Raw genomic sequence first — 23,369 nt, forward strand, 5'->3', positions numbered from 1 at the left:
TTTCTTGCCGGATTCTTGCCGGTTGCCCGGATCACATCTCTTCATGCCACGCCAGGCCGTCGCGCGACAGCAGGGCGCTGGAGGCCGCCGGCCCCCATGTGCCGGCGGTGTACAGCTTGGGCGGCGCCGTGGTGTTCTCCCACGCCTTCAGGATCGGCGCGACCCAGCGCCAGGCCTGTGCCTGCTCGTCGCGCCGAACGAACAGGCCCAGCCTGCCGCGGATCACGTCGAGCAGCAGCCGCTCATAGGCGCCGATGCGGCGCACGCGCGGCGCCGCGCTGTTCAGTTGCAGGTCGAGCGACGCCGGCAGCAAGGCCTGCGTGTCGCCGGGCTGCTTGGTCAGGAAGTACAGGCGGATGCTTTCTTCCGGCTGCAGCGTGATCACGAGCCGGTTGCCGGGCGCGGCGCCCAGCGGACGCGGGAACAGCGAGTACGGCACGTCATTGAAATGAATGACGATCTCCGCCACGCGCGACTGCATGCGCTTGCCGGTGCGCAGGTAGAACGGCACGCCCGCCCAGCGCCAGTTGGCAATCTCGGCGCGGATGGCGACAAAGGTCTCGGTACGGCTGTCAGGAGCGATGCCCGGCTCGTTCGAATAACCCGGCACCGGATCGCCGCCGGCAGCGCCGCGGCAATACTGGCCGCGCACCACCTTTTCAGCGACTTCTTCCGTCCGGATCGGCTTGAGCGCCTTGAGGATCTTGAGCTTTTCGTCGCGGATCGCATCTTCCGACAGGCTGGTGGGCGGCTCCATCGCCACCATGCAGAGCAGTTGCAGCAGATGGTTCTGCACCATATCGCGCAGCGCGCCGATGCGGTCGTAGAAGTTGCCGCGCCGCTCCACGCCCAGTTCTTCCGCAATGGTGATCTGGACGTCGCGCACCCATTCGCGCCGCCACAGGGGCTCAAACAGCACGTTGCCGAAGCGCACGGCCATCAGGTTCTGCACCGACTCCTTGCCCAGATAGTGGTCGATCCGGTAGATCTGGTCCTCGGCAAAATGCCGCGCTACTTCGGCATTGATGGCTTCCGATGAGGCGAGGTCGTGGCCGAGCGGCTTTTCCAGCACGATGCGGCTGCGCTGCCCGGTCAGGCCGACGCGCGCGAGCTGCTCGCAGATGGTGACGAACAGGTGTGGCGCCGTCGCCAGGTAGAACACGACCACTGCCGCAGCGCGGGCCTTGACCAGCTCGGCCAGCGCATCGAAGCCGGACTCGACGGTGGCATCGACCTGCAGGTAAACAATGCGGTCGAGAAAACCCTGCCATGCCGATGCGGCGGCATTGCCCGCCAGCGCCGGCAGCACTTCCGCATCGAGCATGGCCAGGTACGCCTCGTGCTCGATGGGCTGGCTGCCGAGCGCGATGATCCGGCCGCGCGGGTGAAGCGAGCCGGCGGCGTGGGCATCGAACAGCGCCGGCAGCAGCTTGCGCCGCGCCAGATCGCCGGTGGCGCCGAACAGTATGAAGTCGAATTCCGGGGCCTGCGCGCCGGTGTTGTGGCTGTCCATCATGTCACCAGAAAGAGGTAGGGGTCTCAGCGTGCAGTCGCCCAGCCCTTGTAGCTGCGGACATTGGCCCGCGTTACGAGAGTGGATGGCAGCAACACGGTCGGGTTGGCGGGGCGCTCGCCGTTCATCATGCCTACGCCCAGTTGCACGGCGGTGCGGGCAATGGCCCACGGGTCCTGGCTGGCCGAGGCCTGCACCAGCGTGTCGGCCTTGAGGGCCGCTTCGATATCGGGCGCGCCGTCCACCGAGGCGATCAGGATGCCGCGCCGGTTCAGCTGGCGCGCGGCCAGGTCGGCGCCGACGGCCTGCGGGTCGTTGATGGTGAACACCGCATCGACTTTGGGAAAGCGGGTCAGGTAGAGCTGCATCACATTCAGGCCGCCCTCGCGCGAGCCCTTGGCGTCCTGGTCGTCCGAGAGAATCCGGATGTCGGGGTGCTTTGCCAGCACCGTCTTGCAGCCCCTGACCCGGTCAAGCACGGCCGACACCGGCGGGCCATTCTGGATGATGACGTTGCCGCGGCCCTTGAGCTGCTCGGCGATAAAGCCGCAGGCCAGCTCTCCGGCTTGGGTGTTGTCGGTCTGCACGGTGGCATCCGCGCCGGCAGCGGCCACGTCGACGGCCACCACCACGATGCCGGCTTTCCTGGCCTTGCGCACCGCCGGTTCGATGGCGCGCGCATCGGCCGCGTTGATCAGGATCAGGTCGACCCCGGCCACGATAAAGCTATCGATATGCGAGAACTGCTTGTTGAGGTCATAGTCGGCCGACAGCACGGTCACCTTGACCTGCGGATTGACCTGTCTGGCAGCGCCTTCGGCGCCCCGCGCCAGGGCGACGAAGTACGGGTTGCCGAGCGAGCCCAGCGTCACGCCGACCTTCTTGAGCTGCCGGTGCGGCGCGGGTGTGGAGGCCGCGTCCGGCTGGGCCGGCACTTGCGCCGCGGCCGGGACCGCGCACAGCACAGCCAGCGCGCTTGCGGCCAGGGCGGTCAGGAATGGCTTGATCACGATATCTCTCCTGTCCGGTCGCCGCTCAGGTGCGCGCCGAGCCCTTCTGGCGGTAGCGGTCGAGGGCAACGGCGCCGATGATGACCAGCCCCTTGATGATGTACTGCCAGATATCGGAGACCCCAAGCAGGATCAGCCCGTTGGACAGCACGGCGATAATCAGCGCGCCGACCAGTGTGCCGGCAATCGAACCCACGCCGCCCACGAAGCTGGTGCCGCCGAGGATCACGGCTGCAATCGCGTCCAGCTCATACGACTGGCCCAGTTGCAGCCCGTTGGCCGCATAGAGGCGCGACGCGGACATCACGCCGCCCAGCCCGGACAGCAGGCCCGACACCGCGTAGACGAAGAGCAGCACCACCCACACCTTGATGCCGGACAGGCGGGCTGCCTCGGCATTGCCGCCAACCGCGTAGATCTGCAGGCCGAGCACGGTACGGCGCAGCACCACCCACGACACCGCCACCACGGCAAAGGCGATCACCACCAGCCAGGGCACCCCCAGCAGGTCGCCGTTGCCGATAAAGGCGAAGGAAATCTCCGGGTTGTAGATTGTGCTGTCGTGGCCGACCAGCCGGGCCAGCCCGCGCACGGCAGTCAGGCTGCCCAGCGTGACAATGAATGGCGGCAGCTTCATAAAGGCAATCAGCGCGCCGTTCAGCAGCCCGAACAGCAGCCCGCACAACAGCGCGGCCGGCACGCTCAGCGCAGCCAGCTGCGGCATCAGCGAGACCAGCATCGCCACCACCGCAGAGATCGAAAGGATCGAGCCCACCGAGAGATCGATGCCGCCGGTCAGGATGACGAAGGTCATGCCCGCGGCCAGCACCAGGTTGATCGACGCCTGCTGCGCGATGATCGACAGGTTCTGCAGGCTGGCGAAGTTGTCGGTCAGGACGGTGAAGCCCAGGCACAGTAGTACGAGCACAGGCAGCATGCCGAGCGCCCGCAGGCGCTCCTGCGTGGTGGCGCGGCCTGAGGCGCGTGCGAGCGGCGAGCCGGTAGCCTGGGTGGAAGCCGGGACGGCGTGTACCGGGGAATGAAGGGGATTGCGCATAAGTGTCTCCTGACGCTGCGAGGCGGCGTGCCGCCCCTGCTCGACCGTTCTTCGCCGGTCTGTACGGGAATTCAACGTTAGTGCAGTACGGCCGCGGGGCCGGGCGATTGTCCGTCTGCGCCGGTTGCCAGCGCGATGATGCGTTCCTGCGTGGCGCCGGCATCGGCGCTGGCAGGCACTTCGCCCACCAGCTCGCCTTCGCGCATCACCAGCACACGGTCGCACAGGCCAACCACTTCCGGCAGTTCGCTGGAGATCAGCAGGACCGCCACGCCGGACCGGGCCAGTTCATTGATCAGCCGGTAGATCTCGGCCTTGGCACCGATATCGACGCCGCGCGTGGGTTCATCCAGGATCAGCACGCGGGGTTTGGTTTCCAGCAGGCGCGACAGCATCACCTTCTGCTGGTTGCCGCCGGACAGCGATCCCACATTGACCTGGGCGTGCGCCACGCGGATGCCAAGCGAACGGATGGCCTCCGCCGTGCGCCGCCGGCCGCTGCCGCGATTGAGCCGGCCGCCGCGCAGCGCGTCGCGCGCCGCCACGATCAGGTTGATGTTCTCGTGCACGCTCTGGTCCAGGAACAGGCCCTGCAGCTTGCGGTCTTCGGTCAGATAGGCGATGCCCGCATCGATGGCCTGCCGCGGGCTGGTGATGGCCAGCGGCGCGCCGGCCACGAACACCGCACCGTTGCTGCGGACGTCCGCGCCGAAGATCAGCCTGGCCAGTTCGGTCCGCCCGGCGCCTACCAGTCCAGCCAGGCCCAGCACCTCGCCGGCGCGCAGGTCGAAACTGCACTCCCGCACGCGGCGGCCGTCGGACATATTGCGCACCGACAGCATGATCTCGCCGGGCTCGACCTCGCCATGCGTCTTGGTATAGAAGCCGGACAGGTCGCGGCCGACCATCATCTTCACCAGCGCCGCCTGCGTGAGGGTCTCGCGTTCCAGCGTGCCGACGAAGCAGCCGTCGCGCAGCACGGTGACGCGATCGGCCAGTTCATCGATTTCCGCCATGCGGTGGCTGATGTAGATGATGGCCATGCCCTCGGCCCGCAGCTGGCGGATCAGCGCGAACAGGCGGTCGGTCTCGCGGGTGGAGAGCGGGGTGGTCGGCTCGTCCATCACCAGGATGCGGGTCTCGAAATGCACGGCGCGGGCAATCTCCACCAGCTGGCGCTGCGCGATCGACAGGGCGCGCACCGGCGTGTCCGGCGTGAAATCCGCGCCCAGCCGCGCCAGCGTTGCCTCGCAGGCACGCGACATCTCGGCGCGGTCGACCATGCCGTGGCGATGCAGGTGGCGTCCCAGGTAGATGTTCTCGGCCACGCTCAAATTTGGCGCCAGGCTCAGCTCCTGGTAGATCACCGCGACACCATGTGCACGCGCCGCCGCCGGGCCGTCGATGACCACCGGCTGGCTGGCGATGCGGCATTCGCCGCCATCGTCGGCGATATAGGCGCCGGAGAGGATCTTCATCAGCGTGGACTTGCCCGCGCCGTTCTCGCCCATCAGCGCATGGACTTCGCCTGCGTAGACGGTGAGCTGGACGTTGCTGAGCGCCTTCACGCCGGGAAAGGTCTTGGAGATATTGCGCAGCTCGAGCAGCGGCGGGACGGCCCCGTGGGGCACGCGGGACGGGGAGTGCAACGCTTCAGACAATGGCATGGCTGGCCTCCGGAACGATGGCCGACGCGCCCTTGAGCAGCTCGGCGCGCGGCGAGAAGTTCATGAACATCGGCAGGGATGCGGCGCCCACGGCGCCGGCATTGGCGCCGAAGCAGCCGCGCACCACCGTGGCGGCAGCGCGCGCTTCGGGGGCGCTGTCGTTCAGTGCCTGCTGCAAGCGGGCAATCAGCGCCGGAACCAGTCCGCCGTCGATGTCGGCATCGAAGATCACCAGCGGCACGTCGAGCACCGCCAGCGCCGACTGCAGCGCAGGCGCCAGCGCGTCGACGCAGTCGTCGATCCATTCCTCGACAGCCGGATGGCCCAGTTCGACCTGGCGTTGGAGATCGGCATGACCGTTCACCACCACACCGTGATGGCGCAGGTGGCGCGTGAGCGCGTTGAGCGAGGCGCGCGAGATCAGGATGTCGCGCCGCTTGCCGTTGGTGGCGGGAGCGGAAGCCAGGGTGCTTGGCGGCACCGGCATCATGGCGATATCGCCGGCATTGCCCGACACGCCGCGCACGCAGTCACCGTTGAGGACCACGCCGCCGCCAATGGCGGGGCCAAGGAAGACATACAGGAAGTGCTGCGCGTGATGCCGCCCGTAGAACAGTTCGGCCACGGCTGCCGCCGTGCCATCGTTCTCGCTGAAGACCGGGAGATCGGTCGCGGCAGCCAGCATCGCCGGGAAGTCGGCCTGGTCCCAGGCGCGGAAGCTCGTCTGGAAGGCCTCGCCCTGCACATCCAGCTCGCGCAGCCAGGCGCCCAGGTTGTATGGCTGGGCCACGCCGATGCCGAGCAGCCGCTTTTGCTCGGCCGGGCCGAGCAGGGCGCGCATCTCTTCGATATCGTGCCGGACCAGTTCCAGCGCCTGGTCAGGGTGGGGCAGGACCAGCTGGTGGGCGCGGCTGGCGAGGATATGGCCGGCAAAGTCGACCATGACGGCCTCGATGCTGCCCCGGTCCAGCCGCACACCGATGCCGAAGGCGCCTTTGGGCTGCAGCCGGATCAGGCTGGCGGGCTGGCCGCGCTGGCCTTCCAGGCGCCGTCCGGACGGCTGGATCAGGCCTTCCTCGGTCAGCGTCTGCACAATGCTGCCGACTGCGGTGTTGGTGAGCTGCGCCATCCGCGCCAGGTCTGCCTTGGAGGCTTCACCGGCCCGGCGCAGCGCCAGCAACAGCGCGCGTTCGTTGTAGAGGCGCAGGCTGGCGGAATTCACGCCACGGCCCGCTTTGGATGCGGTCATCTTGTCTCCGTCCGGTGGTCGCCAGTCCTCTGACGGCTGGCGCTATTAATTAATTCATGTTGAATTAAAGAATAGATGACCGAAGAACTCAACCAAGGGGAAACCCGGAGTCTGCTTCCGCCGCCTGCAACCAGCACCGGTTTGACCTTGCCCGGCAGCTCGCCGGCGAGTAGCGTGAAACGTAGCAACGTCGTCCGCCGGACCGCCCCATGAAAGTCCATTCCGACATTGGCCACTGGAGCCGCTTCTACATCCTCGACAAGAAGAACCACCCGGTTCAGGTCTCTGACCATGATGCGTGGTCGCGCTGGATGGCCGAAAACGACCTGGTCTTTCGCCGTACCTTGCTGGAAGAGGTGGGCGGCACGGTCACCACGCGCTTTCGCGGCGTTTCCGAAGCGGCTCCGGTCGATACCCCGCTGTTTGTCACACGGGTCACCGGGATGGGGGACGAAGGAAGCGAGAGCTACGGATCGCCCACCCTCCATGAGGCGCTGGAGTTGCACGAGGAGATCGTCCAGAAGCTCCTGCGGCAGCTCACCGGGCGCGAATAGTCACGCGGGAGGCGCAAGGCGGACGCCTGAACACCCATTGCCGGTCGATGTCCAACCTGTAGCCGGCCTGAACACGGAGGAACCATCATGCAAGACTCATCCTTCGTGCGGGCTGCCGCAGCCCACGCCGACTGGCAGGAAGCGCTGAACCATTGCCAGCGCATCCTGGAAGCGCAGGAAGTCCTGCGCCATGCGATGCAAGATGGCGCGGCGCCGCTCACGCTTGGCTGGTGCTACCTCAGCGATTACTACGCGACATCCGCCGAGGCCATACTCGCCGCCCTGCAGCAGAACTGGCCGGGCGTGTCCTGGGTGGGGACAGCCGGCGTCGGGGTCGCTGCCAGCGGCGTCGAGTACTTTGACGAGCCGGCGATGGTGTTGATGGCGGCGCCGTTTCCACGCGACACGTTCCAGCTGTTTTCAGGACAAAAGCCCTTGCCGTCGGCGTCGTCCAGCTTCATCCCCCACACCGCGCTGGTGCATGCAGAGGGCAGTACGCCGGACGTGCAGGAGCTGCTGCATGAACTGAGCGAGCGCACCGCCACCGGCTACCTGTTTGGCGGCCTGTCGTCGGCACGCAACCGGACGCTGCATATTGCCGACGGGGTCTTCACCGGCGGCCTGTCCGGCGTGCTGTTCGGGCCCGATATCCACGTGCTTTCCCGAGTCACGCAAGGCTGCCAGCCGATCGGGCCGCTGCGCGCGGTGACACGCAGCGACCACAACCTTCTGTTCACGCTTGACGGCAAGCCTGCCCTGGACTGCGTCCTGGACGATCTGGGGGTGCAGGGCGATGCGCCGGTGGAAGAGATGGCGGAGGCCCTGTCGGGAACGCTGGCAGGCCTGAGTTCGGGGACCGACGATGCGCCAAGGCTGCCAGGCCGATTCGGCTCGGAAACCGTGGTACGGCATCTGCTGGGGCTGGACGTACAGCATCGCGTGCTGGCGCTCGCAGACGTGGCCGAGCCCGGCACGCGGCTGGCCTTCTGCATGCGCAACCCTGTTGCGGCGCGGGCCGACCTGGAACGCATCGCCAGGGAGATCCGCACCGAGATCGATAGCGGTGGCCATGGGCGGGCCCTTGGCGCGCTCTATGTCAGTTGCTCGGGCAGGGGCGGGCCGCATTTCGGCGCACCAAACGCCGAGCTGAAGATCGTGCGCCGCGTGCTGGGCGAGCTGCCGCTGGCCGGATTCTTTGCCGGCGGCGAGATCGCAAGGGACCATCTCTACGGCTACACGGGGGTGCTGACGGTGTTCACCGAGCATTGAGCGAGCATGCACGACCAACTGGAAGCCCGGCTCGTCAACGACGCCTTCGGCGACCCGGGTTTGTTCGTGAGTTTCCGCGACGAGCGGCGCGCGCTGCTGTTCGATCTCGGCGATATCTCCGCGCTGATGCCTGGCCAGCTGATGCGCTTGTCCCATGTGTTTGTCACCCACACGCACATGGATCATTTCTCGGGCTTCGACCACCTGCTGCGCGTGCTGCTGGGGCGCAAGGCAAGCATCGTGCTGGTCGGCGGGCCTGATTTCCTGGCGCAGGTCGAGCACAAGCTGCGCGCCTATACATGGAACGTGGTGCATCGCTATGCCATTGAACTGGTGATCGAAGCCCGCGAGCTACGATCGGACGGCCCGATGCTGCGCGCCAGCTTTTCCAGCCGCCACGGCTTTGCCCGCGAGCCGCTCGACCCTGTGCCACAGGTGGGCGACATCGTCCACGACGAGCCCACCTTTCGTGTGCGCGCCCGCTTTGTCGACCACGACATTCCGTGCCTGGCCTATTTGCTGGAAGAGAAAGCGCGCCTTGGCGTCAACAAGGACCGCCTGGCGGCGCTTGGACTGACAACCGGCGCGTGGCTGCGCGAACTGAAGCACGCCATTCTGAGCGGCGCGGCGGACGACACCCCGATCCGGGTGGAATGGCGCGACCGCCAGGGCGACCACACCGTGACCCGGCAGGTCTCCGAACTGAGTCGGCTGATGCTCGACGTTGAGCCCGGGCAGCGCATCGGCTACGTCACTGACCTGCGCTATACGGAAGCGAACGTGCTGGCCCTCACTGAGCTGATGGAGGGTGTTGACCAGCTCTTCATCGAAAGCGTGTTCCTCGACGAAGACAAGGCGCATGGCCTGCGCAAGAACCACCTGACCGCGGCGCAGGCCGGGCGGATTGCACATGCCGTCGGCGCGCGGGCGGTGACGCCGTTTCACTTTTCGCCACGCTATCAGGGGCGGTCCGAGGCATTGGTGGCCGAAGTGCAGGCAAATGCGTCGGCGTGAGCACGAGCATGCACCTGGGACGTCGATGTACTGCTTTTAAAGTTCGATATATATATCGTTATCGACAAAAGTCAAAATAACGTTCTGTGTAACGAACAATATCTTGCGAGTGGTTTGTGTTCTTCCTACAATACGTTAAGTGGGGATTCTCACTTAACGTTAGGAATATCGAACATGAACCTCGCCGAACTCGGTGAAATCTTCCGGCGTGCCCGGATCGAGGCGAACCTGACGCAAGAACAGGTTGCGGAGCGCAGCGGCGTGCCGCGCGCCCGCATCAGCCTGTTCGAAACCGGAGCCCTGGCCGAGCTGGGCGCGGTGAAGATGCTCAGCCTTTTCGATACGGTCGGGCTGGAACTGCTCGCGCGCCCCGCCGGGCATCGGCGAACGCTGGATGACGTGCTGACCGAGCCGGAAGGCAGGGGCGCTTCCACGCGGCAACGGGTGCGCCTGAGGAAATCGCAATGAAGAGCCCGATCCTGGATGTCTACGTTGACGCCAAGCTCGTCGGCACGCTTGCCGAGGAGGCGGGCGGCTGCGTGTTCACGTACCCGCCGGACGTGCCGGCGGAGCGCCTGGTTTCCCTGCTCATGCCGGTGCGAGCGGAATCCTACGTCTGGAAAGGATTGCACCCGTTCTTCCAGATGAACCTGCCGGAAGGGTACAAGAAGGACCTGATCCGCCAGGGGCTGGGCGCCCATGCAGACGTGACCGACATGGGTCTGCTCGCGCTTACCGGGGCAAACAGTATCGGACGCGTTCAGGTTGTACCGCGGGGCGCTTCGCTCGAGGCAGCCATCCGCAAGACGGACATGGCCGCGCTGCTCGCGTCGGCCGATTCGCGCGAAAACCTCCTGCGGCTCCTGGAAGAAGGGATCACGGAAGGCGTGTCCGGTGTCATGCCCAAGGCCTTCGCCAGGCCGGACGACAAGGCCACCGTGTGGACGGATGAGTTCATCCTCAAGACCGGCTTTGCCGATATTCCCTGGCTCTCCCTCAATGAGTACCTCTGCCTGGAGGTTGCACGCCATGCGGGACTTGACGTGCCCGAGACCACGCTGTCTGCAGATGGGCAGGTCCTGGCCATTCGCCGTTTTGACCGGCCCGGCGACGGCCGCCGGCTGGCGGTGGAGGACTACTGCGCGCTGAAAGGGCTCGATCCGGTCGAAAAGTATCGCAAGGGAACCCTTGAGGACCTGGCAAGACTCAGTGCGACTTACATCGGCAGGGACAGCCTGAAGGAAAACGCCCGCAAGCTCCATACCCTTCATCTGCTGAACTACGCACTACGCAACGCGGACGCCCATCTGAAGAACTTCGCGGTGACCTACACGAGTACCGCGGATGTCCGGCTGGCGCCTGTCTATGACATCGTCACCGTCACGATCTACCCGCGGTACCGGACCAATCCGCCGGCGCTGCCGCTGTACGGCAAGCGGGTATGGGCATCGGGAAAACTGCTGATGAAGCATGGCGGCGCGTGGCTGGGCCTGAGCAAGGCCGACATGACCGACAACCTTGGGCGTGTCAGCGAAGCCGTACAAAAGGTGGTGCCCCGGGTAGCGGAATTCGCCGAACGCTTCCCGGGCTTCCGCGAGGTCGGCAAGCTTATGCTCGATGCCTGGGCACAAGGGCTTGAGGACATCAAGGCCGACGCCGTGCCCGGCAAGAGCGTGCCGCCGCCGCTGCGCGACCAGTCAGGGCTTTCGGACCCGAATGGCCTCGAGCGGCGCAAGGCGCCGAATCCTTATGCGAATCCGGACGGAGCATTCGGATACAAGGCACGCTGATCCCCTTCTGACGTTGGGGATGGGTTTCACTCGACGGCCAGGGAGGAGAAACAGGACGCGCCGGCCCTGAAGGGGAACAGCGGCAACGCCGCAAGCGGGCCCAACGAAGCGCACAGTGAAGGTGTATCCTTTATGGGCGACGTGCCGGACGCATCGCGGCCAGGCTGGCATCATGGCCTTCAGCGCGTTCTCAGTCACGGCACAAAATGTACGGCGGTGTCGACATGAAGCGTGTTTGCGCACTTTTTGCGACTTGCCTCATGTTGGTTTCCTGTGTATCGACGGGCGTCGACGTGAAGCCGGAACAAATGTCGAACTTCATGCTCGGCTTCTCTACCCTTGGCGACGTCACCACGCAGCTTGGGACGCCCTCATCCCAGGTGACGCTCAGGAACGGATCAACGATACTGATCTATTCGTTTGCCACCTCCAAGCCGCACCCTGAAAGCTTTCTTCCATTCATAGGTCCGCTGTTTTCCGGAGGGGAGATCCGATCGTCGACGGTCCTTTTCGAGTTCGACGAGGATGGTGTCCTCAGGAGTGAACGCAGGACGACGTCGAGTAGTGTTTCAGGGTGGAGCGTATTGTCCCCCGCTGCGATGCCATAGGCGGTCGACCCCGGGGAAAGCGCGATGGCACTGCCAGAATTTGCACCGGAAGTAGGAATCGTGCGGATGGCATGCGCCATCCGGGGAGAGAAGCCATGAGAATGCGGCTCGCGATTTGGCTCGTAGTGATCGCGGTCCTGTTGCCAACGGGTGCGGCCGCCGCCGGCTTCGGCAGCAAGGGCGGGCCCGAGCCCGCCAACATCGACCAGATTACCGACCTCCTTCGCGAGGATCCCTATGATCTGGAGCTGCTGATCAGCTTTGGGACCTCCAAGGGCGGCTCGGCCGGCCATCTCGCCCTGGCGATCCGGGACGAGGTGCCTGGCGACGATCTGGTCTACTCGGCCAACTTCTATGCCGACCGTGCACGCAAGCACGAGAGCGGCTTCTACACCTCGGATCTGATGGTTGGCATCCCGAAGAAGGAGTACTTGTTCAAGACGGTCTCGTCGATCGCGGAGACGGCCTCGTTTGGTCTCGACTTCGGCGAGATCTACAAGCGCTCGGTCATCGGCGTGCGCGTCCACGGCGTGCCGGCCAGCGACAAGGAGGCCCTGGTGGCCTACTTCAGGCGTATCAATGATGACTATCACCGGCAGGCCAGGAACACGGAGTATCACAGCGGCGAAGTCAAGTATGACTACTTGCGCCTGAACTGCGCCAAGACCATCGGCTCTGCCTTCAAGTTCGGTGCTGGCTACAAGGACCTGGAGGTCACCAGTGCCAGGTTGCTGTCCGGACGGCGGGTGGTGGCGGCAGCCACGGCCAACATCCCCACCGAGATGGCGATGAAGCTCATCAGGGAGTGGGGCATGCGCGGGTACGGCATGGACGTGGTGCTGTACAAGAAATATGGCGGCTCGACCTATGTGGATCCGAACGAGGAGGAAAAAGTGGCCTTCAAGGACTTGCCCAACCGCTTTCCCTCGGTCTTGTCCCGGGACTTCCGCAGGGAAGAGGGCGCCTACAAGGACGTCGACAACCTATTCGCCATGTATCTCCTCTACAACCTGGGCAAGTACAGCGTGCGGGTGAACGAGCAGACGATGCTGCTTGAGATTGAGAAGGACAAACGCCCAATGCCCTACGCGGAGGCCGCGGAGCTTGCTGCCCGGAGCGCCAAATCGGACAGTGAGCGGTTCCGCCGCCGCATCCTGTTCCGGCCGAGCGGCACAAGGATCGGCGAAACCCCGGACAACACCCATCGCTACAATTTCAATGACGATGGCGCCGGGCAGGCGTCGCCATAGTGCTTGATGTCAAGGGTGGCGCCACCTGAAGATGCGCGTCAGCTCCTCCGGGGTGCGTCATGACTGCTGTTCATCGGGACGAGCCTCGTCCAGATCGCCGCCGATATCGCCGAGGTAGTCATCCACTGCGCTGCCCACGGTAGGGTGGAACCCTTCACCGCCAATGACCTCCATCAGCTCAAAACGCTTGAGCTTGTCGCGGACCGGATCCTTCATTTCGGCGAAATGCAGCGCGATGCCGCGCTCGCCCAATGTCCGGCTCAACTCTCGCAGCATGTCGGCAGAGGTGACGTCGACACTGGTCACTGGTTCGGCTGCCACCACCACTCTGCGTACAGCCGTTGGCGACGCCTCGACGGCTTCGAGCAAGCGTTCCTGGAACAGCTCGGCATTCGCGAAAAACAGGGGGGCATCCCAGCGAAAGAGCACCAGGCCCGGGATCCGCGTGGCTTGGGGGTAGCGCTCCACGTCGTGATAGCCGCGCAAGCCTTCGACGCGGCCAAGAACGGCGAAATGAGGCCGCCAGCCGTCCCACAGGAATTCGATGATGGCGATCACCACTGCCAGGCAGATGCCGGGAATCGCGCCAAAGACCGCGACGGCGGCAAAGCAGCCGACCGAGAGCCAGAACTCCCACTGCTGGATGCGATAGATGCGCTTGAGGTCGGCAAATTCGAACAGGCCGAGGGCCGCGGCGATGACGACCGCGGCCAACGCGCTGTTGGGCAGGTGCTGCATCAGGTCAGGCGCTACCAGCAGGAGCGCCGCCACAGCCAGCGCACCCACGACGCCCGTCAGTTGCGTCCGGGCGCCCGCTGCTTCGGCGACCGGCGTACGCGACGCGCTGCTGCTGATGGGGAATCCCTGAAAGAAGCCTGCCGCCAGGTTGGCGGCACCCAGGCCAACCATTTCCTGGTTGGGGTCTACGCGGCTATGGAATCGCGCCGCGAACGTTCGGGACAGCACACTGGTGTCCGCGAAAGATATCAGCGCCACGGCACAGCCCCCGAGCAGTATTCTGACCAGATCCGCGCCGTCAGCCCATGGCACCGCAAAGGTCGGCAACCCCTGCGGAATCTTGCCCAAGACCTTCACGCCGACTTTATCCAGGCCGAACACGCTGACGCTCAGCGTGGCCAGGACAACGGCAATCAGAATGCCTGGCACCCTCTCGAAACGCTTGAGGAACAGAATCAGCGCAAGGCTTCCCGCCCCAACCGCGAAGCTGTACCAGTTGGCTTCCCCGGCAGAGACAGCTTTGGCCAGCCTGAGCAGCTCCCGCAGCGGGCCTTCGTCTTTAATGGAGATGGCGAAAAGCTTTGGCAACTGGCTGACCAATACGGTTAGCGCGATGCCATTCATATAGCCGTATCGAATGGGCTTGGACAGCAGTTCGGTAATAAAGCCCAGGCGCAACAGCCCCATTACGATGCAGAACAGGCCGGAAACGACCGCCATCATGCCGGCCACGCTGACGGCGCGCGCTGGATCGCCGCCGGATACCTGCACGACGACTGCCAGAATCGGGGCCGCAAGGGCAGAGTCCGGGCCGAGGACCAGAATCCGGCTGGGGCCGAACAAGGCGTATGCCAACAGCGGGATGATCGTGGCGTAGAGCCCGTAGACACCTGGGACACCGGATGCCTCGGCATAGGCAATGCCGACCGGCACCAGCATGGTGGTCAATACCAGCCCGGCGGCCAGATCGTTTGGCAGCCATCGGGCTTGATACTCCCTGAGCATCGCCACGCCCGGCAGCCAGCGCAACCATCCGGCTATCCGGTTCGCACCACGCTCCTCACTGGGGATTGGCGTATTGGATTGCATTGGTCGAGTTTTTGTATGCAAAGAGCGACGGTTACGCTGGCGCACCTCATCCGCCTGATCCGCGCATGCCCGTGGCGACTAGACTAAGGGTAGTCATCCCGGGGCACCTGTCAAAGCCCGGGAGGCTGAGGGGAATCCCCCGCATGTGCTTCAACATGGCCGGCTTCCCGATCCCGCGAGAGGAGCGTTTCGATGAGCCCAGTCCGCCGCCGTAGCGCCTGCACCGCCTTGATAGCGCTGGCCATGGCCGCGCCACCGGTGCACGCCTACTTTGACCACTTCCTGCACAGCACCATCATCGGCACCCTGCAACAGGACGAGGTCCCTACGTACGTGCGCCTCTATAAGGACGCCCTCTCGAATACGCCCGACGGCGGCAGCGTGCCGGTACAGTTTCCCGCCGTAGGCCGGCGTCCGGCCATTGATGGCACGCTCACGCTGGAAGGTAGCCGCAAGGACCAGGGCAGCGCATGCCGGCGCGTGCGTGCGGAACTGGCCCAGGCTGGCCGCAAGGAACGCTGGGTAGGCTGGTTCTGCCAGACGCCTGACGGGGACTGGAAGCGCCGCAACCTCAAAAGCTAGCGATATTGCCTCTGATCACCGGGCCCAGGCCAGCGCGGCATGAGGCACCGGTTAGCGGCAGAATCGGGCGGCATCGCAGGCACAGAGCTACCTGAGTGACGCAAGGAGTACAGCATGAATCCCAGCAAGCTGATCGTGGCGGCCGCGCTGGCCGCGGCGGCCTGTCCGGCGATGGCGCAACCCGAGACTCGCGTGGATATGGCGTCGGGCGTGGGTGCCGTCATGGCAACCGGCACGGTCAAGGCCACCGCCACGGTGGTCGCGATCGATGCCGCCACGCGCACCGTTTCGCTCAAGAACAAGCAGGGCAAGGTCACCGACCTGCAGGTCGGCGAGGAGGTGCGCAACTTCGAACAGCTCCGCGTGGGCGACCTGGTTACCGTCGAGTACAAGGAGGCTCTGTCGGTGAGCCTGAACAGGCAGAGCGGCTTGCGCTCCAGCACGGAACGCCAGATCGAGGACAGGGCTGCGCCCGGCGCCAAGCCCGGCGGCATGGTCGGGCGCGAGGTGACGGTCACCGCCGATGTGGTGGCTGTCAACGCCAGAACCGGCATGGTGACCCTCAAGGGGCCAAGGGGCAGGATGGTGGACGTGCATGTCGAGGATCCTAAGCAACTGAAGGCCGTCCGCCGCGGTGACCAGGTGCAGGCCGTCTATACCGAAGCCCTTGCCGTCTCCGTGACGCCCAGGAACGCCCGCTGAGTCGACCGACACCGGGAGTTTTCCGGCTGATCTGATTGTCAGTGACAGTCATATGACAGCCTTTATGCTTGCAACGCCGCCTCGGCGATTGGCTGGGGCACTCCGCATCTGTTCTCCATCAAAACCAGCACGCTTGCGCGTCAAAGTCCTTGGCAAGCGGCGCGGAAAAAACATAGATTGATCAGGCACACGGAACGCCGCACCGCAGCAATGCACGGCGTCACCGAACTGCCCGTGCACGTGCCATGGCGTTTGAGGTCTGGAAGTCACGTCATCAGCCGGGCTTCAATTTTTTGCGGCAGGCGCCAGCCCATCCGGCGGGAGTCTGTTGCCTGATCCGCGCCAGTCTTGCTGGATGCTCGAAAGTCTCGCTGTCGAGGTGACCACCATGGATGCAGGAAAACAACTCGTGCATGCTCACGAGGTCGGCGTCAAGACCGGCCTGGTGCTCCAGAAGCGCGTCAAGATCGCGCAGGAAGCTCTGGAACGCCGCGTCCAGGCCGCTAGCGGCGACGGTGAAGCCGGCGAGCCGGCCGCCAGGGCGCTGGCCGCTGCGGATCCCGTCAATGGCTTCGCCTACGCGGTGGATGCCGCGCAGCGCGCCATCCTGTTCTGGGACACGCTGCGCCAGCGCGGAAATCACTTTATCGAGCACGCCGCGGAGGGACTGAAGCCGGTTCTGCACTTCGAATACGAGTTCGTACTCGACGGCCGCAAGTTCGAGCGGCCGGTGAATTACGCGCTGCTGCGCATCACGCCGCCGGCGGGCGTGACCGTGGACGAGGCCCGCCGTCCCTACGTCATCATTGACCCGCGCGCCGGCCATGGTCCCGGCATTGGCGGCTTCAAGGACGATTCGCAGGTGGGCGTGGCACTGCGCGCCGGCCACCCGGTCTACTTCGTGATCTTCTTCCGCGACCCTGAGCCGGGACAGACCCTGCTGGATGTCTGCGAGGCCGAACAGCGCTTCGTGCGCAAGGTGCGGGCGCTGCATCCGGACAGCCCCAAGCCGGCCATTGTCGGCAACTGCCAGGGCGGCTGGGCAGCCATGATGCTGGCGGCGTCGAGCCCCGACGACACCGGCCCCATCGTCATCAATGGCGCGCCGATGTCCTACTGGAGCGGCGCCTGGAGCGAAGGCGAGGGCGATAACCCGATGCGCTACGCGGGCGGACTGCTCGGCGGTACCTGGCTGGCTTCATTCACCGCCGACCTCGGCAACGGCAAGTTCGATGGTGCTCACCTGGTCCAGAACTTCGAGAACCTGAACCCGGCCAACAGCCTCTGGGACAAGTATTACAACCTCTACAACAAGGCCGACACGGAGCCACCGCGATTCCTTGAATTCGAGCACTGGTGGGGCGGCTACTACCTGATGAACCGCGAGGAGATCGAATGGATTACCCGAAACCTCTTTGTCGGCAACAAGCTGTGGTCCGGCGATGTCAAGGACGCGAGCGGAAAAGGATTCGATCTGCGCGAAATCAGGTCGCCGATCATCCTGTTCGCCTCGATGGGCGACAACATCACGCCCCCGCAGCAAGCCTTCAACTGGGTCGTGGACCAGTACGCGAGTACCGAGGAGATCAAGGCGCGCGGCCAGGTCATCGTCGGCATGATGCACGAAAGCATCGGGCATCTCGGCATCTTCGTTTCGGGCAAGGTCGCCAAGAAGGAGCATGCGCAGATTGTCTCGGTGCTGAAGACGATAGAACTGCTGCCGCCCGGCCTGTATGGCATGGTCATTACAGAGCGGGATGAAAAGGACGAGCACGGCCAGGCGCTGTATGACGTCGCCTTCCACGAGCATCGGCTCGAGGATATCGTGGAGCGGCTCAATCGCTTCCAGCGTGTAGATGAAAGGCCGTTCGAAGCCGTGGCCGCATTGTCCGAATTCAACCAGCGCGCCTATGAACTATTCGCGCAGCCATTCGTGCAGGCAATGTCCAACGATATGTCGGCGCGCATGCTGCGCGCATTCCACCCCTTGCGGGTACAGAACTGGGCCTTCTCCGACATGAATCCATGGATGGCCTGGCTGGGCCCCGCCGCCGACGCCGTCAGGGCAAACCGGCAGGCGCTCGCGGCGGACAATCCGCTGCGCCAGCGCGAGCAGGCAGGTGCGGAGATGGTGAGCGCCATGCTGGACAACTATCGCGCGGTGCGCGACGCCATGACGGAGGCGTCCTTCTTCAATATCTACGCCAATATGTTCTCGCAGTATCTCGGCGACAAGGCCGGAACGCGGCCCGGCGCGCCAGTGATTGCCGAGCCCCGGGAGCTGCCGGAAGTCCAGCGAGCCCTCGCGGCCGTCAGCGAGGGCGGCTACGTCGAGGCGCTCGCTCGCGTGGCGTTCTTGCTGACCCGCAGCGGAGAACCATTGCCGCTTTCGCGGCTGGAGTTGCGCAAGGAGCTGGTCTCCGACTATGCCGAATACCTGCCCACGCTGGCGCCGGATGCGTGGCGCAGGATCCGGGGCCTGCAGGAAATCATCGTGCAACGCGCACCGGACCAGTCGATCAGGACGCTGCCGGCGTTGCTCCATGATCCCGCTGACCGCGAGCGCCTTCTGACCCTGCTCGACAAGCTGTCCACCGATGAGCACTTGCTCGGCAGCCAGCGCACGCCTGAGCAGGCCGCGATGCTGGCGCGCATCCGTGCCGCGCTGGCAGGAAAGCCGGAACCTGTCCGGCGTGCGGCCGGGTGACCACACAACGCGTTTGTGCGCCGATGCAACTGGAGCAGGAGAGTGGCCGATGGACAACAAGCACGAGAAGTACCAGCGCCTGATCGAGTATTGCCAGGCCATTCCGCCCACGCCGACCGCGGTGGCACACCCGTGTGACCAGAGTTCACTGGAGGGGGCGGTCGAGGCAGCAAAAATGGGGCTGATCGCTCCCATCCTGGTGGGGCCGCGCGAGCGCATCGAAGCGACTGCGAAGGCCTGTGGTCTGGACATCAGCCCCTATCCGATCGTCGATGCGCCACACAGCCACGCAGCCGCGGCGGCTGCGGTGGAACTGGTGCGCGAAGGCAAGGCCGAGGCGCTGATGAAAGGAAGCCTGCACACCGACGAGTTGATGGGGGCAGTAGTAAAGCGGGAAAGCGGCTTGCGCACCGACCGGCGCGTCAGCCATTGCTTCGTGATGGATGTGCCTGGCCATGAAGAGGCTTTGATCATCACCGACGCCGCAATCAATATCGCCCCCACGCTGGAGGAGAAGGCGGACATCCTGCAGAACGCGATCAATCTTGCCCATGCGCTGCACGTCAAGGAAGTCCGCGTGGCCGTGCTGTCAGCAATGGAAACCGTCAACCCGAAGGTGCCGTCAACCGTCGAGGCTGCGGCGCTATGCAAGATGGTGGACCGCCACCAGATCACCGGCGCGATCGTCGACGGGCCGCTGGCGCTCGACAATGCCATCAATCTGGAGGCGGCACGGATCAAGAAGATCGACTCCCCGGTGGCGGGCCGCGCCAACGTGCTGCTGGTGCCGGATCTGGAGGCGGGCAATATGCTGGCCAAGAGCCTTTCTTTCCTGGCGGGCGCCGATGCGGCCGGGATCGTGCTCGGTGCGCGGGTGCCAATCATTCTCACCAGCCGGGCGGACTCTGTACCCACCCGGCTGGCGTCCTGCGCGGTTGCCGCCCTGGTGGCGAAAGCCAGGCGCGAGTCCGCCAAGGTAGCGGGGTAATGCCATGGCCGACGTCATCCTGGTACTCAATGCCGGATCATCCAGCATCAAGTTCAGCGCCTTCGACGCCAACGACGATACGTTCGGGCTGGTCCTGCGGGGCAGCATCGACGGGCTCTACACATCGCCTGGCTTCCGTGCCATTGACGCGACTGGCGAGGAGGTGGAAACGAAGCAGTGGGGCGATGGTACGGAGCTGGGCCATGGCGGGGCGATTGCCTTTCTCGCCGATTTCCTGCGCGAACATCGCGAGGGGAACCGGCTGATCGCGGTCGGGCACCGGGTTGTCCATGGCGGCGTGCGCTTTACCCAGCCGGCGAAGATCAGCGCCGAGGTCATTGCGGCGCTGGCATCCCTGAGTCCGCTCGCGCCATTGCATCAGCCGCATAACCTCAGGACGATCCAGATCCTCGCGCAGCAGCGCCCGGAGCTGCCGCAAGTGGCGTGCTTCGACACGGCGTTCCACAGCACCCAGCCGGATGCCGCGCAGGCGTTCGCGCTGCCGGCTGAAGTGACCGAGCGCGGCGTGCGGCGCTATGGCTTTCACGGGCTGTCCTACGAATACATCGCCAGCGTCCTGCCCGGCGTGGATGCCCGGGCGGCGGCGGGGCGCACGGTTGTTGCCCACCTGGGCAACGGCAGCAGCATGTGCGCACTGGTGGCAGGGCGCAGCGTTGCCAGCACGATGGGATTCACGGCGGTGGATGGCCTGCCCATGGGCACGCGTTGCGGCAACCTGGATCCGGGCGTGATCCTGTACCTGATGGATGAACTGGGCATGGATGCCCGCGCCGTCGAGGACCTGATCTACCGCAAGTCCGGCCTGCTCGGTGTCTCGGGCATATCCAGCGATATGCGTGCACTGCTTGCCAGCGACGATCCGCGTGCCCGCTTTGCGGTCGAACTGTATACATACCGGATCGGACGTGAACTCGGTTCCCTTGCCGCCGCCGGGCAGGGGCTGGACGCACTGGTGTTTACCGCCGGCGTTGGCGAGCACGCCGTCCCGATACGGGAACAGGTGTGCCGGCAGGCGGCATGGCTGGGCGTGACGCTGGACCCCAGTGCGAATGCCTCCGGAGGACCGAAGATCAGCGCCCCCTCGAGCAAGGTTGCGGTGTGGGTGATCCCGACCAACGAGGAGCTGATGATCGCCAGACATACCAAGGCGGTGCTCGAAGGCGGCCAGGGCCATGCCGATCACGATTAAACGTGCCGGCGGGCTGTGCTGACCACACCTCGCTCACACATAGGGAAGGAGCGGAAAGATGACACCTGAGATACCCCGTCCGATCCTGGCCGGCGCGAAGGCGCTGGTCTGCGGTATCGCCAACGAACACTCGATTGCCTATGGATGCGCCAAGGCCTTCCGGGAACTGGGCGCCGAACTGGCAATTACCTATGCTAATGACAAGGCAAAAGGCTATGTGGAACCGGTGGCCCGTGAACTTGGTGCGCCCATTTTCATGCCGCTCGACGTCTCCAGCCAGGACGAAATGGAAGCTGTTTTCAGGCACATCGAGACCTTGTGGGGAAAGCTCGACATCCTGGTGCATTCGGTTGCATGGGCTCCGAAGGAGGACCTGCAGGCCGGGCTGCTCAACTGCTCCGCCGAGGGTTTCGCCAAGGCCATGGATGTCTCCTGCCATTCCTTCGTGCGCATGGCCAGGCTGGCAGTACCCCTGATGCGCGACGGGGGGACGATGTTCACCATGAGCTATTACGGCGCCAACAAGGTGGTGCCCAACTACAACGTCATGGGGCCGGTCAAGGCCGCGCTTGAGGCTGCTTCGCGCTATCTCGCGTACGAACTCGGACCCAGGGGTATCCGGGTGCACGCGATATCACCGGGGCCGCTCAAGACCCGGGCGGCGTCTGGCCTGAAGGATTTCGATCTGATGCTGAGCGATGCCGCCCAGCGTGCCCCGCTGGGCGAACTGGTCGACATCATGGATGTCGGCTTCACCTGCGCGTTCCTGGCGACTCCCTACGCGCGGCGCCTGTCCGGGGAGACGCTGTATGTCGATGGCGGCGTGAACATCATGGCGTAACGTGCCGCCACGGTGCATGAGGAGAGCTAACCATGTCCCTGTTGATGCTAGGTAATATCGATGCCGGTACCACCGATGAAGAGATCCAGGCGTTCCTGGCCAAGTACGGCTTCCCGCCATTCGACGAAATCGAGCACGTACCCGGTGATGGGACCCACCCGGCCGTAACGCTGACCTTTCAATCCCTCGATCCGGAAGCCTTGCGCAAGCTGCAACCGCGCATTCACCACATGTTCTGGAAAGGCCATGAGATCACCGCGCTGGTCTTGCAGGAGCGCTTTAGCTGAGCAGCACGCGGGCCATGTCGATGGGATTCCTGGGGTGGATGCGCCGGCGCGATCGCGGCGTCCATGCGCACGACAAGCAAGAGATTGCCGAACTGACGGAGCGCGTCACCCGGCTGAATCCGCGCTTGCGGCTGGTATCTCGCTACCAGCAGCGGCTTCGACCCTCGCTTGGGCAAGCGCTGGACTATGTGCGCGAACTCGTCCAGGGGCTTCCCGCCCCGCGCGAAGCCAGCACGCAGGCATGGGGTAGCGATCCCTACATTCAGGCGTTTTTCGGCACGCCCCGTGACGTGCAACTGGCCTTCAGCCGTTCTCCCGAACTGCGAGAGTTCTTCGAGCAGTCGCCCGATACGCTCGAGGCCTGTGCGGTGCTCGGGATGGAGATGACGGAGCGGCGCACGCTCGGCGTGGCGCTGGAAGGTGATGTCATGCGTACGGAAGTACCGCAGACCACCATCAGTTTCGGCGATCACAAAGTCAGGATCATTGCCGCCACCGATGCCGCCCTGCGCGAGGAAATCGTGCAGCGCATGTTCGATCAGTTCGGCATGGAAGGCCTGGCCCGTTTCGGAGCCGGCAAGTCACGCCGCGACGTCCTCGAGCGCGAGCGGGCGCTGCTTGTTGCGCGCCTGCGCCTGCTCCAGCGGCAAGGCACCGGCATGCGTTCCGTGTTTGGCGGCGACGGCGATGCGACGCCCGGCGAGCAAGCCAGGCTGAGCGAGCAGGTTGCCGAGAACGAGCGGGAGCTGGCGCAGTTCGGCCCGGAATCCGGGGCGCTGGACCGTCAGCTGGAATGCCTGGCCAAGGTATTCGCGGACGCGCGTTCCTGCTTTTCCGTGGAGAAAAGACATCTGCGGCTTAGTGCGATGAACGTGCTGCTCGGGCCCGACAGCGCGGCGCCGGCGCACGAGATCGACCTGCTTACCGCACACGTGCCGGGGGATCCGCCACTGGTGCGATCCTTCACGCTGGTACGGATCGCGCGCGCCGACATGCTGCCGGCTACCGCCCTGCTCGATGAGGCGGAGCGATTGCTTGGGGCGCCCTAGGTATGGTTCTTCGCCGATTTGTGGGGCTGTTGCAGATGGTGCCTGAGGGTAGTGGCTGCGGTTGGGCGCTGTCGAGGGTCGACGGCCTCAGGTTTCGCCCTGAAGGGGCGACCTACTTATATGAACGCGCCCCGGTTTGCAAGGTAAGACGAACATGCTGGCTTGAGCAGGACTGGTTGCAGACTTATATCCGGC

Annotated in this window: 21 protein-coding genes; 15 read left to right on the forward strand and 6 right to left on the reverse strand. The window is 64.9% G+C overall.

The window, feature by feature from the left end; all coding sequences use genetic code 11:
• Positions 1-31: 31 nt before the first annotated feature.
• The 5 genes from zwf to RM96_RS09115 all read right to left on the reverse strand — a co-directional run bounded on the left by zwf (position 32) and on the right by RM96_RS09115 (position 6,496).
• A complete protein-coding gene (zwf, locus tag RM96_RS09095) occupies positions 32-1,516 on the reverse strand; it encodes a glucose-6-phosphate dehydrogenase (protein WP_039009865.1) in 1,485 nt (494 codons plus the stop codon).
• A 23-nt stretch (positions 1,517-1,539) separates the two neighbouring features.
• Positions 1,540-2,448: an ABC transporter substrate-binding protein gene (locus RM96_RS09100; protein WP_052279421.1), complete on the reverse strand. Its 909-nt coding sequence runs from the start codon at positions 2,446-2,448 to the stop codon at positions 1,540-1,542.
• A gap of 100 nt (positions 2,449-2,548) precedes the next feature.
• Positions 2,549-3,580: an ABC transporter permease subunit gene (locus RM96_RS09105; RefSeq protein ID WP_039009869.1), complete on the reverse strand. Its 1,032-nt coding sequence runs from the start codon at positions 3,578-3,580 to the stop codon at positions 2,549-2,551.
• A gap of 77 nt (positions 3,581-3,657) precedes the next feature.
• A complete protein-coding gene (locus RM96_RS09110) occupies positions 3,658-5,247 on the reverse strand; it encodes a sugar ABC transporter ATP-binding protein (RefSeq protein WP_052279410.1) in 1,590 nt (529 codons plus the stop codon).
• A complete protein-coding gene (locus RM96_RS09115) occupies positions 5,234-6,496 on the reverse strand; it encodes an ROK family protein (RefSeq protein ID WP_039009873.1) in 1,263 nt (420 codons plus the stop codon). The genes RM96_RS09110 and RM96_RS09115 overlap by 14 nt, the downstream gene beginning before the upstream one ends.
• 209 nt (positions 6,497-6,705) lie before the next feature.
• On the opposite strand from RM96_RS09115, the gene RM96_RS09120 reads away from it, so the two are divergent.
• From RM96_RS09120 to RM96_RS09150, 7 genes are all read left to right on the forward strand, one after another.
• Positions 6,706-7,050: a hypothetical protein gene (locus tag RM96_RS09120; protein ID WP_039009875.1), complete on the forward strand. Its 345-nt coding sequence runs from the start codon at positions 6,706-6,708 to the stop codon at positions 7,048-7,050.
• A gap of 87 nt (positions 7,051-7,137) precedes the next feature.
• Positions 7,138-8,319, forward strand: a complete 1,182-nt coding sequence (locus RM96_RS09125) for an FIST signal transduction protein (RefSeq protein WP_039009877.1) — start codon at positions 7,138-7,140, stop codon at positions 8,317-8,319.
• 6 nt (positions 8,320-8,325) lie between these two features.
• Positions 8,326-9,333 carry a ribonuclease Z gene (locus RM96_RS09130; protein WP_039009878.1) on the forward strand — a complete coding sequence of 336 codons (1,008 nt, stop codon included), beginning with the start codon at positions 8,326-8,328 and terminating at the stop codon, positions 9,331-9,333.
• A gap of 174 nt (positions 9,334-9,507) precedes the next feature.
• Entirely contained in the window at positions 9,508-9,801 is a 294-nt protein-coding gene (locus RM96_RS09135) for a helix-turn-helix domain-containing protein (protein ID WP_039009880.1), read from the forward strand.
• On the forward strand, positions 9,798-11,123 hold the full coding sequence (locus RM96_RS09140) for a type II toxin-antitoxin system HipA family toxin (RefSeq protein WP_039009883.1): 1,326 nt from the start codon (positions 9,798-9,800) through the stop codon (positions 11,121-11,123). The genes RM96_RS09135 and RM96_RS09140 overlap by 4 nt, the downstream gene beginning before the upstream one ends.
• A 224-nt stretch (positions 11,124-11,347) precedes the next feature.
• Positions 11,348-11,731 carry a hypothetical protein gene (locus tag RM96_RS39905; RefSeq protein WP_039009970.1) on the forward strand — a complete coding sequence of 128 codons (384 nt, stop codon included), beginning with the start codon at positions 11,348-11,350 and terminating at the stop codon, positions 11,729-11,731.
• Between the two features lie 95 nt (positions 11,732-11,826).
• Positions 11,827-12,981 carry a hypothetical protein gene (locus tag RM96_RS09150; protein WP_238587182.1) on the forward strand — a complete coding sequence of 385 codons (1,155 nt, stop codon included), beginning with the start codon at positions 11,827-11,829 and terminating at the stop codon, positions 12,979-12,981.
• Between the two features lie 57 nt (positions 12,982-13,038).
• Here RM96_RS09150 and RM96_RS09155 read toward each other — a convergent pair whose 3' ends face one another.
• Positions 13,039-14,808 carry a SulP family inorganic anion transporter gene (locus RM96_RS09155; protein ID WP_052279411.1) on the reverse strand — a complete coding sequence of 590 codons (1,770 nt, stop codon included), beginning with the start codon at positions 14,806-14,808 and terminating at the stop codon, positions 13,039-13,041.
• A gap of 192 nt (positions 14,809-15,000) precedes the next feature.
• On the opposite strand from RM96_RS09155, the gene RM96_RS09160 reads away from it, so the two are divergent.
• The 8 genes from RM96_RS09160 to RM96_RS09195 all read left to right on the forward strand — a co-directional run bounded on the left by RM96_RS09160 (position 15,001) and on the right by RM96_RS09195 (position 23,174).
• Positions 15,001-15,390 carry a hypothetical protein gene (locus RM96_RS09160; RefSeq protein ID WP_052279412.1) on the forward strand — a complete coding sequence of 130 codons (390 nt, stop codon included), beginning with the start codon at positions 15,001-15,003 and terminating at the stop codon, positions 15,388-15,390.
• A gap of 114 nt (positions 15,391-15,504) precedes the next feature.
• Complete coding sequence (locus RM96_RS09165; RefSeq protein WP_039009886.1) at positions 15,505-16,092, forward strand: hypothetical protein; 588 nt, start codon at positions 15,505-15,507, stop codon at positions 16,090-16,092.
• A gap of 388 nt (positions 16,093-16,480) precedes the next feature.
• Positions 16,481-18,799: a DUF3141 domain-containing protein gene (locus tag RM96_RS09170; RefSeq protein WP_039009976.1), complete on the forward strand. Its 2,319-nt coding sequence runs from the start codon at positions 16,481-16,483 to the stop codon at positions 18,797-18,799.
• On the forward strand, positions 18,690-19,787 hold the full coding sequence (locus RM96_RS09175) for a phosphate acetyltransferase (RefSeq protein WP_274520162.1): 1,098 nt from the start codon (positions 18,690-18,692) through the stop codon (positions 19,785-19,787). Before RM96_RS09170 ends, RM96_RS09175 begins: the two co-directional genes overlap by 110 nt.
• Before the next feature lie 4 nt (positions 19,788-19,791).
• Positions 19,792-20,997, forward strand: a complete 1,206-nt coding sequence (locus tag RM96_RS09180; protein WP_039009890.1) for an acetate/propionate family kinase — start codon at positions 19,792-19,794, stop codon at positions 20,995-20,997.
• A 58-nt stretch (positions 20,998-21,055) separates the two neighbouring features.
• A complete protein-coding gene (fabI, locus tag RM96_RS09185) occupies positions 21,056-21,838 on the forward strand; it encodes an enoyl-ACP reductase FabI (RefSeq protein ID WP_039009891.1) in 783 nt (260 codons plus the stop codon).
• A 32-nt stretch (positions 21,839-21,870) separates the two neighbouring features.
• The gene (locus RM96_RS09190) at positions 21,871-22,125 is read left to right on the forward strand and encodes a hypothetical protein (RefSeq protein WP_039009893.1); all 255 of its coding nucleotides are present in this window, start codon (positions 21,871-21,873) and stop codon (positions 22,123-22,125) included.
• Positions 22,126-22,145: 20 nt separating this feature from the next.
• Positions 22,146-23,174 (forward strand): hypothetical protein, encoded by a 1,029-nt coding sequence (locus tag RM96_RS09195; RefSeq protein WP_039009978.1) that lies wholly within the window; start codon positions 22,146-22,148, stop codon positions 23,172-23,174.
• Positions 23,175-23,369: the final 195 nt, after the last annotated feature.

It is taken from the genome of Cupriavidus sp. IDO (assembly GCF_000812465.1).
Lineage (GTDB): Bacteria > Pseudomonadota > Gammaproteobacteria > Burkholderiales > Burkholderiaceae > Cupriavidus.

What these genes read in the sequence shown, in the direction of transcription:
- zwf (WP_039009865.1), bottom strand. Translation starts at nt 1,516, where the DNA reads ATGATGGACAGCCACAACACCGGCGCGCAGGCCCCGGAATTCGACTTC.
- RM96_RS09105 (WP_039009869.1), bottom strand. Translation starts at nt 3,580, where the DNA reads ATGCGCAATCCCCTTCATTCCCCGGTACACGCCGTCCCGGCTTCCACC.
- RM96_RS09110 (WP_052279410.1), bottom strand. Translation starts at nt 5,247, where the DNA reads ATGCCATTGTCTGAAGCGTTGCACTCCCCGTCCCGCGTGCCCCACGGG.
- RM96_RS09115 (WP_039009873.1), bottom strand. Translation starts at nt 6,496, where the DNA reads ATGACCGCATCCAAAGCGGGCCGTGGCGTGAATTCCGCCAGCCTGCGC.
- RM96_RS09120 (WP_039009875.1), top strand. Translation starts at nt 6,706, where the DNA reads ATGAAAGTCCATTCCGACATTGGCCACTGGAGCCGCTTCTACATCCTC.
- RM96_RS09125 (WP_039009877.1), top strand. Translation starts at nt 7,138, where the DNA reads ATGCAAGACTCATCCTTCGTGCGGGCTGCCGCAGCCCACGCCGACTGG.
- RM96_RS09130 (WP_039009878.1), top strand. Translation starts at nt 8,326, where the DNA reads ATGCACGACCAACTGGAAGCCCGGCTCGTCAACGACGCCTTCGGCGAC.
- RM96_RS09135 (WP_039009880.1), top strand. Translation starts at nt 9,508, where the DNA reads ATGAACCTCGCCGAACTCGGTGAAATCTTCCGGCGTGCCCGGATCGAG.
- RM96_RS09140 (WP_039009883.1), top strand. Translation starts at nt 9,798, where the DNA reads ATGAAGAGCCCGATCCTGGATGTCTACGTTGACGCCAAGCTCGTCGGC.
- RM96_RS39905 (WP_039009970.1), top strand. Translation starts at nt 11,348, where the DNA reads ATGAAGCGTGTTTGCGCACTTTTTGCGACTTGCCTCATGTTGGTTTCC.
- RM96_RS09150 (WP_238587182.1), top strand. Translation starts at nt 11,827, where the DNA reads ATGAGAATGCGGCTCGCGATTTGGCTCGTAGTGATCGCGGTCCTGTTG.
- RM96_RS09155 (WP_052279411.1), bottom strand. Translation starts at nt 14,808, where the DNA reads ATGCAATCCAATACGCCAATCCCCAGTGAGGAGCGTGGTGCGAACCGG.
- RM96_RS09160 (WP_052279412.1), top strand. Translation starts at nt 15,001, where the DNA reads ATGAGCCCAGTCCGCCGCCGTAGCGCCTGCACCGCCTTGATAGCGCTG.
- RM96_RS09165 (WP_039009886.1), top strand. Translation starts at nt 15,505, where the DNA reads ATGAATCCCAGCAAGCTGATCGTGGCGGCCGCGCTGGCCGCGGCGGCC.
- RM96_RS09170 (WP_039009976.1), top strand. Translation starts at nt 16,481, where the DNA reads ATGGATGCAGGAAAACAACTCGTGCATGCTCACGAGGTCGGCGTCAAG.
- RM96_RS09175 (WP_274520162.1), top strand. Translation starts at nt 18,690, where the DNA reads ATGAGCACTTGCTCGGCAGCCAGCGCACGCCTGAGCAGGCCGCGATGC.
- RM96_RS09180 (WP_039009890.1), top strand. Translation starts at nt 19,792, where the DNA reads ATGGCCGACGTCATCCTGGTACTCAATGCCGGATCATCCAGCATCAAG.
- fabI (WP_039009891.1), top strand. Translation starts at nt 21,056, where the DNA reads ATGACACCTGAGATACCCCGTCCGATCCTGGCCGGCGCGAAGGCGCTG.
- RM96_RS09190 (WP_039009893.1), top strand. Translation starts at nt 21,871, where the DNA reads ATGTCCCTGTTGATGCTAGGTAATATCGATGCCGGTACCACCGATGAA.
- RM96_RS09195 (WP_039009978.1), top strand. Translation starts at nt 22,146, where the DNA reads ATGGGATTCCTGGGGTGGATGCGCCGGCGCGATCGCGGCGTCCATGCG.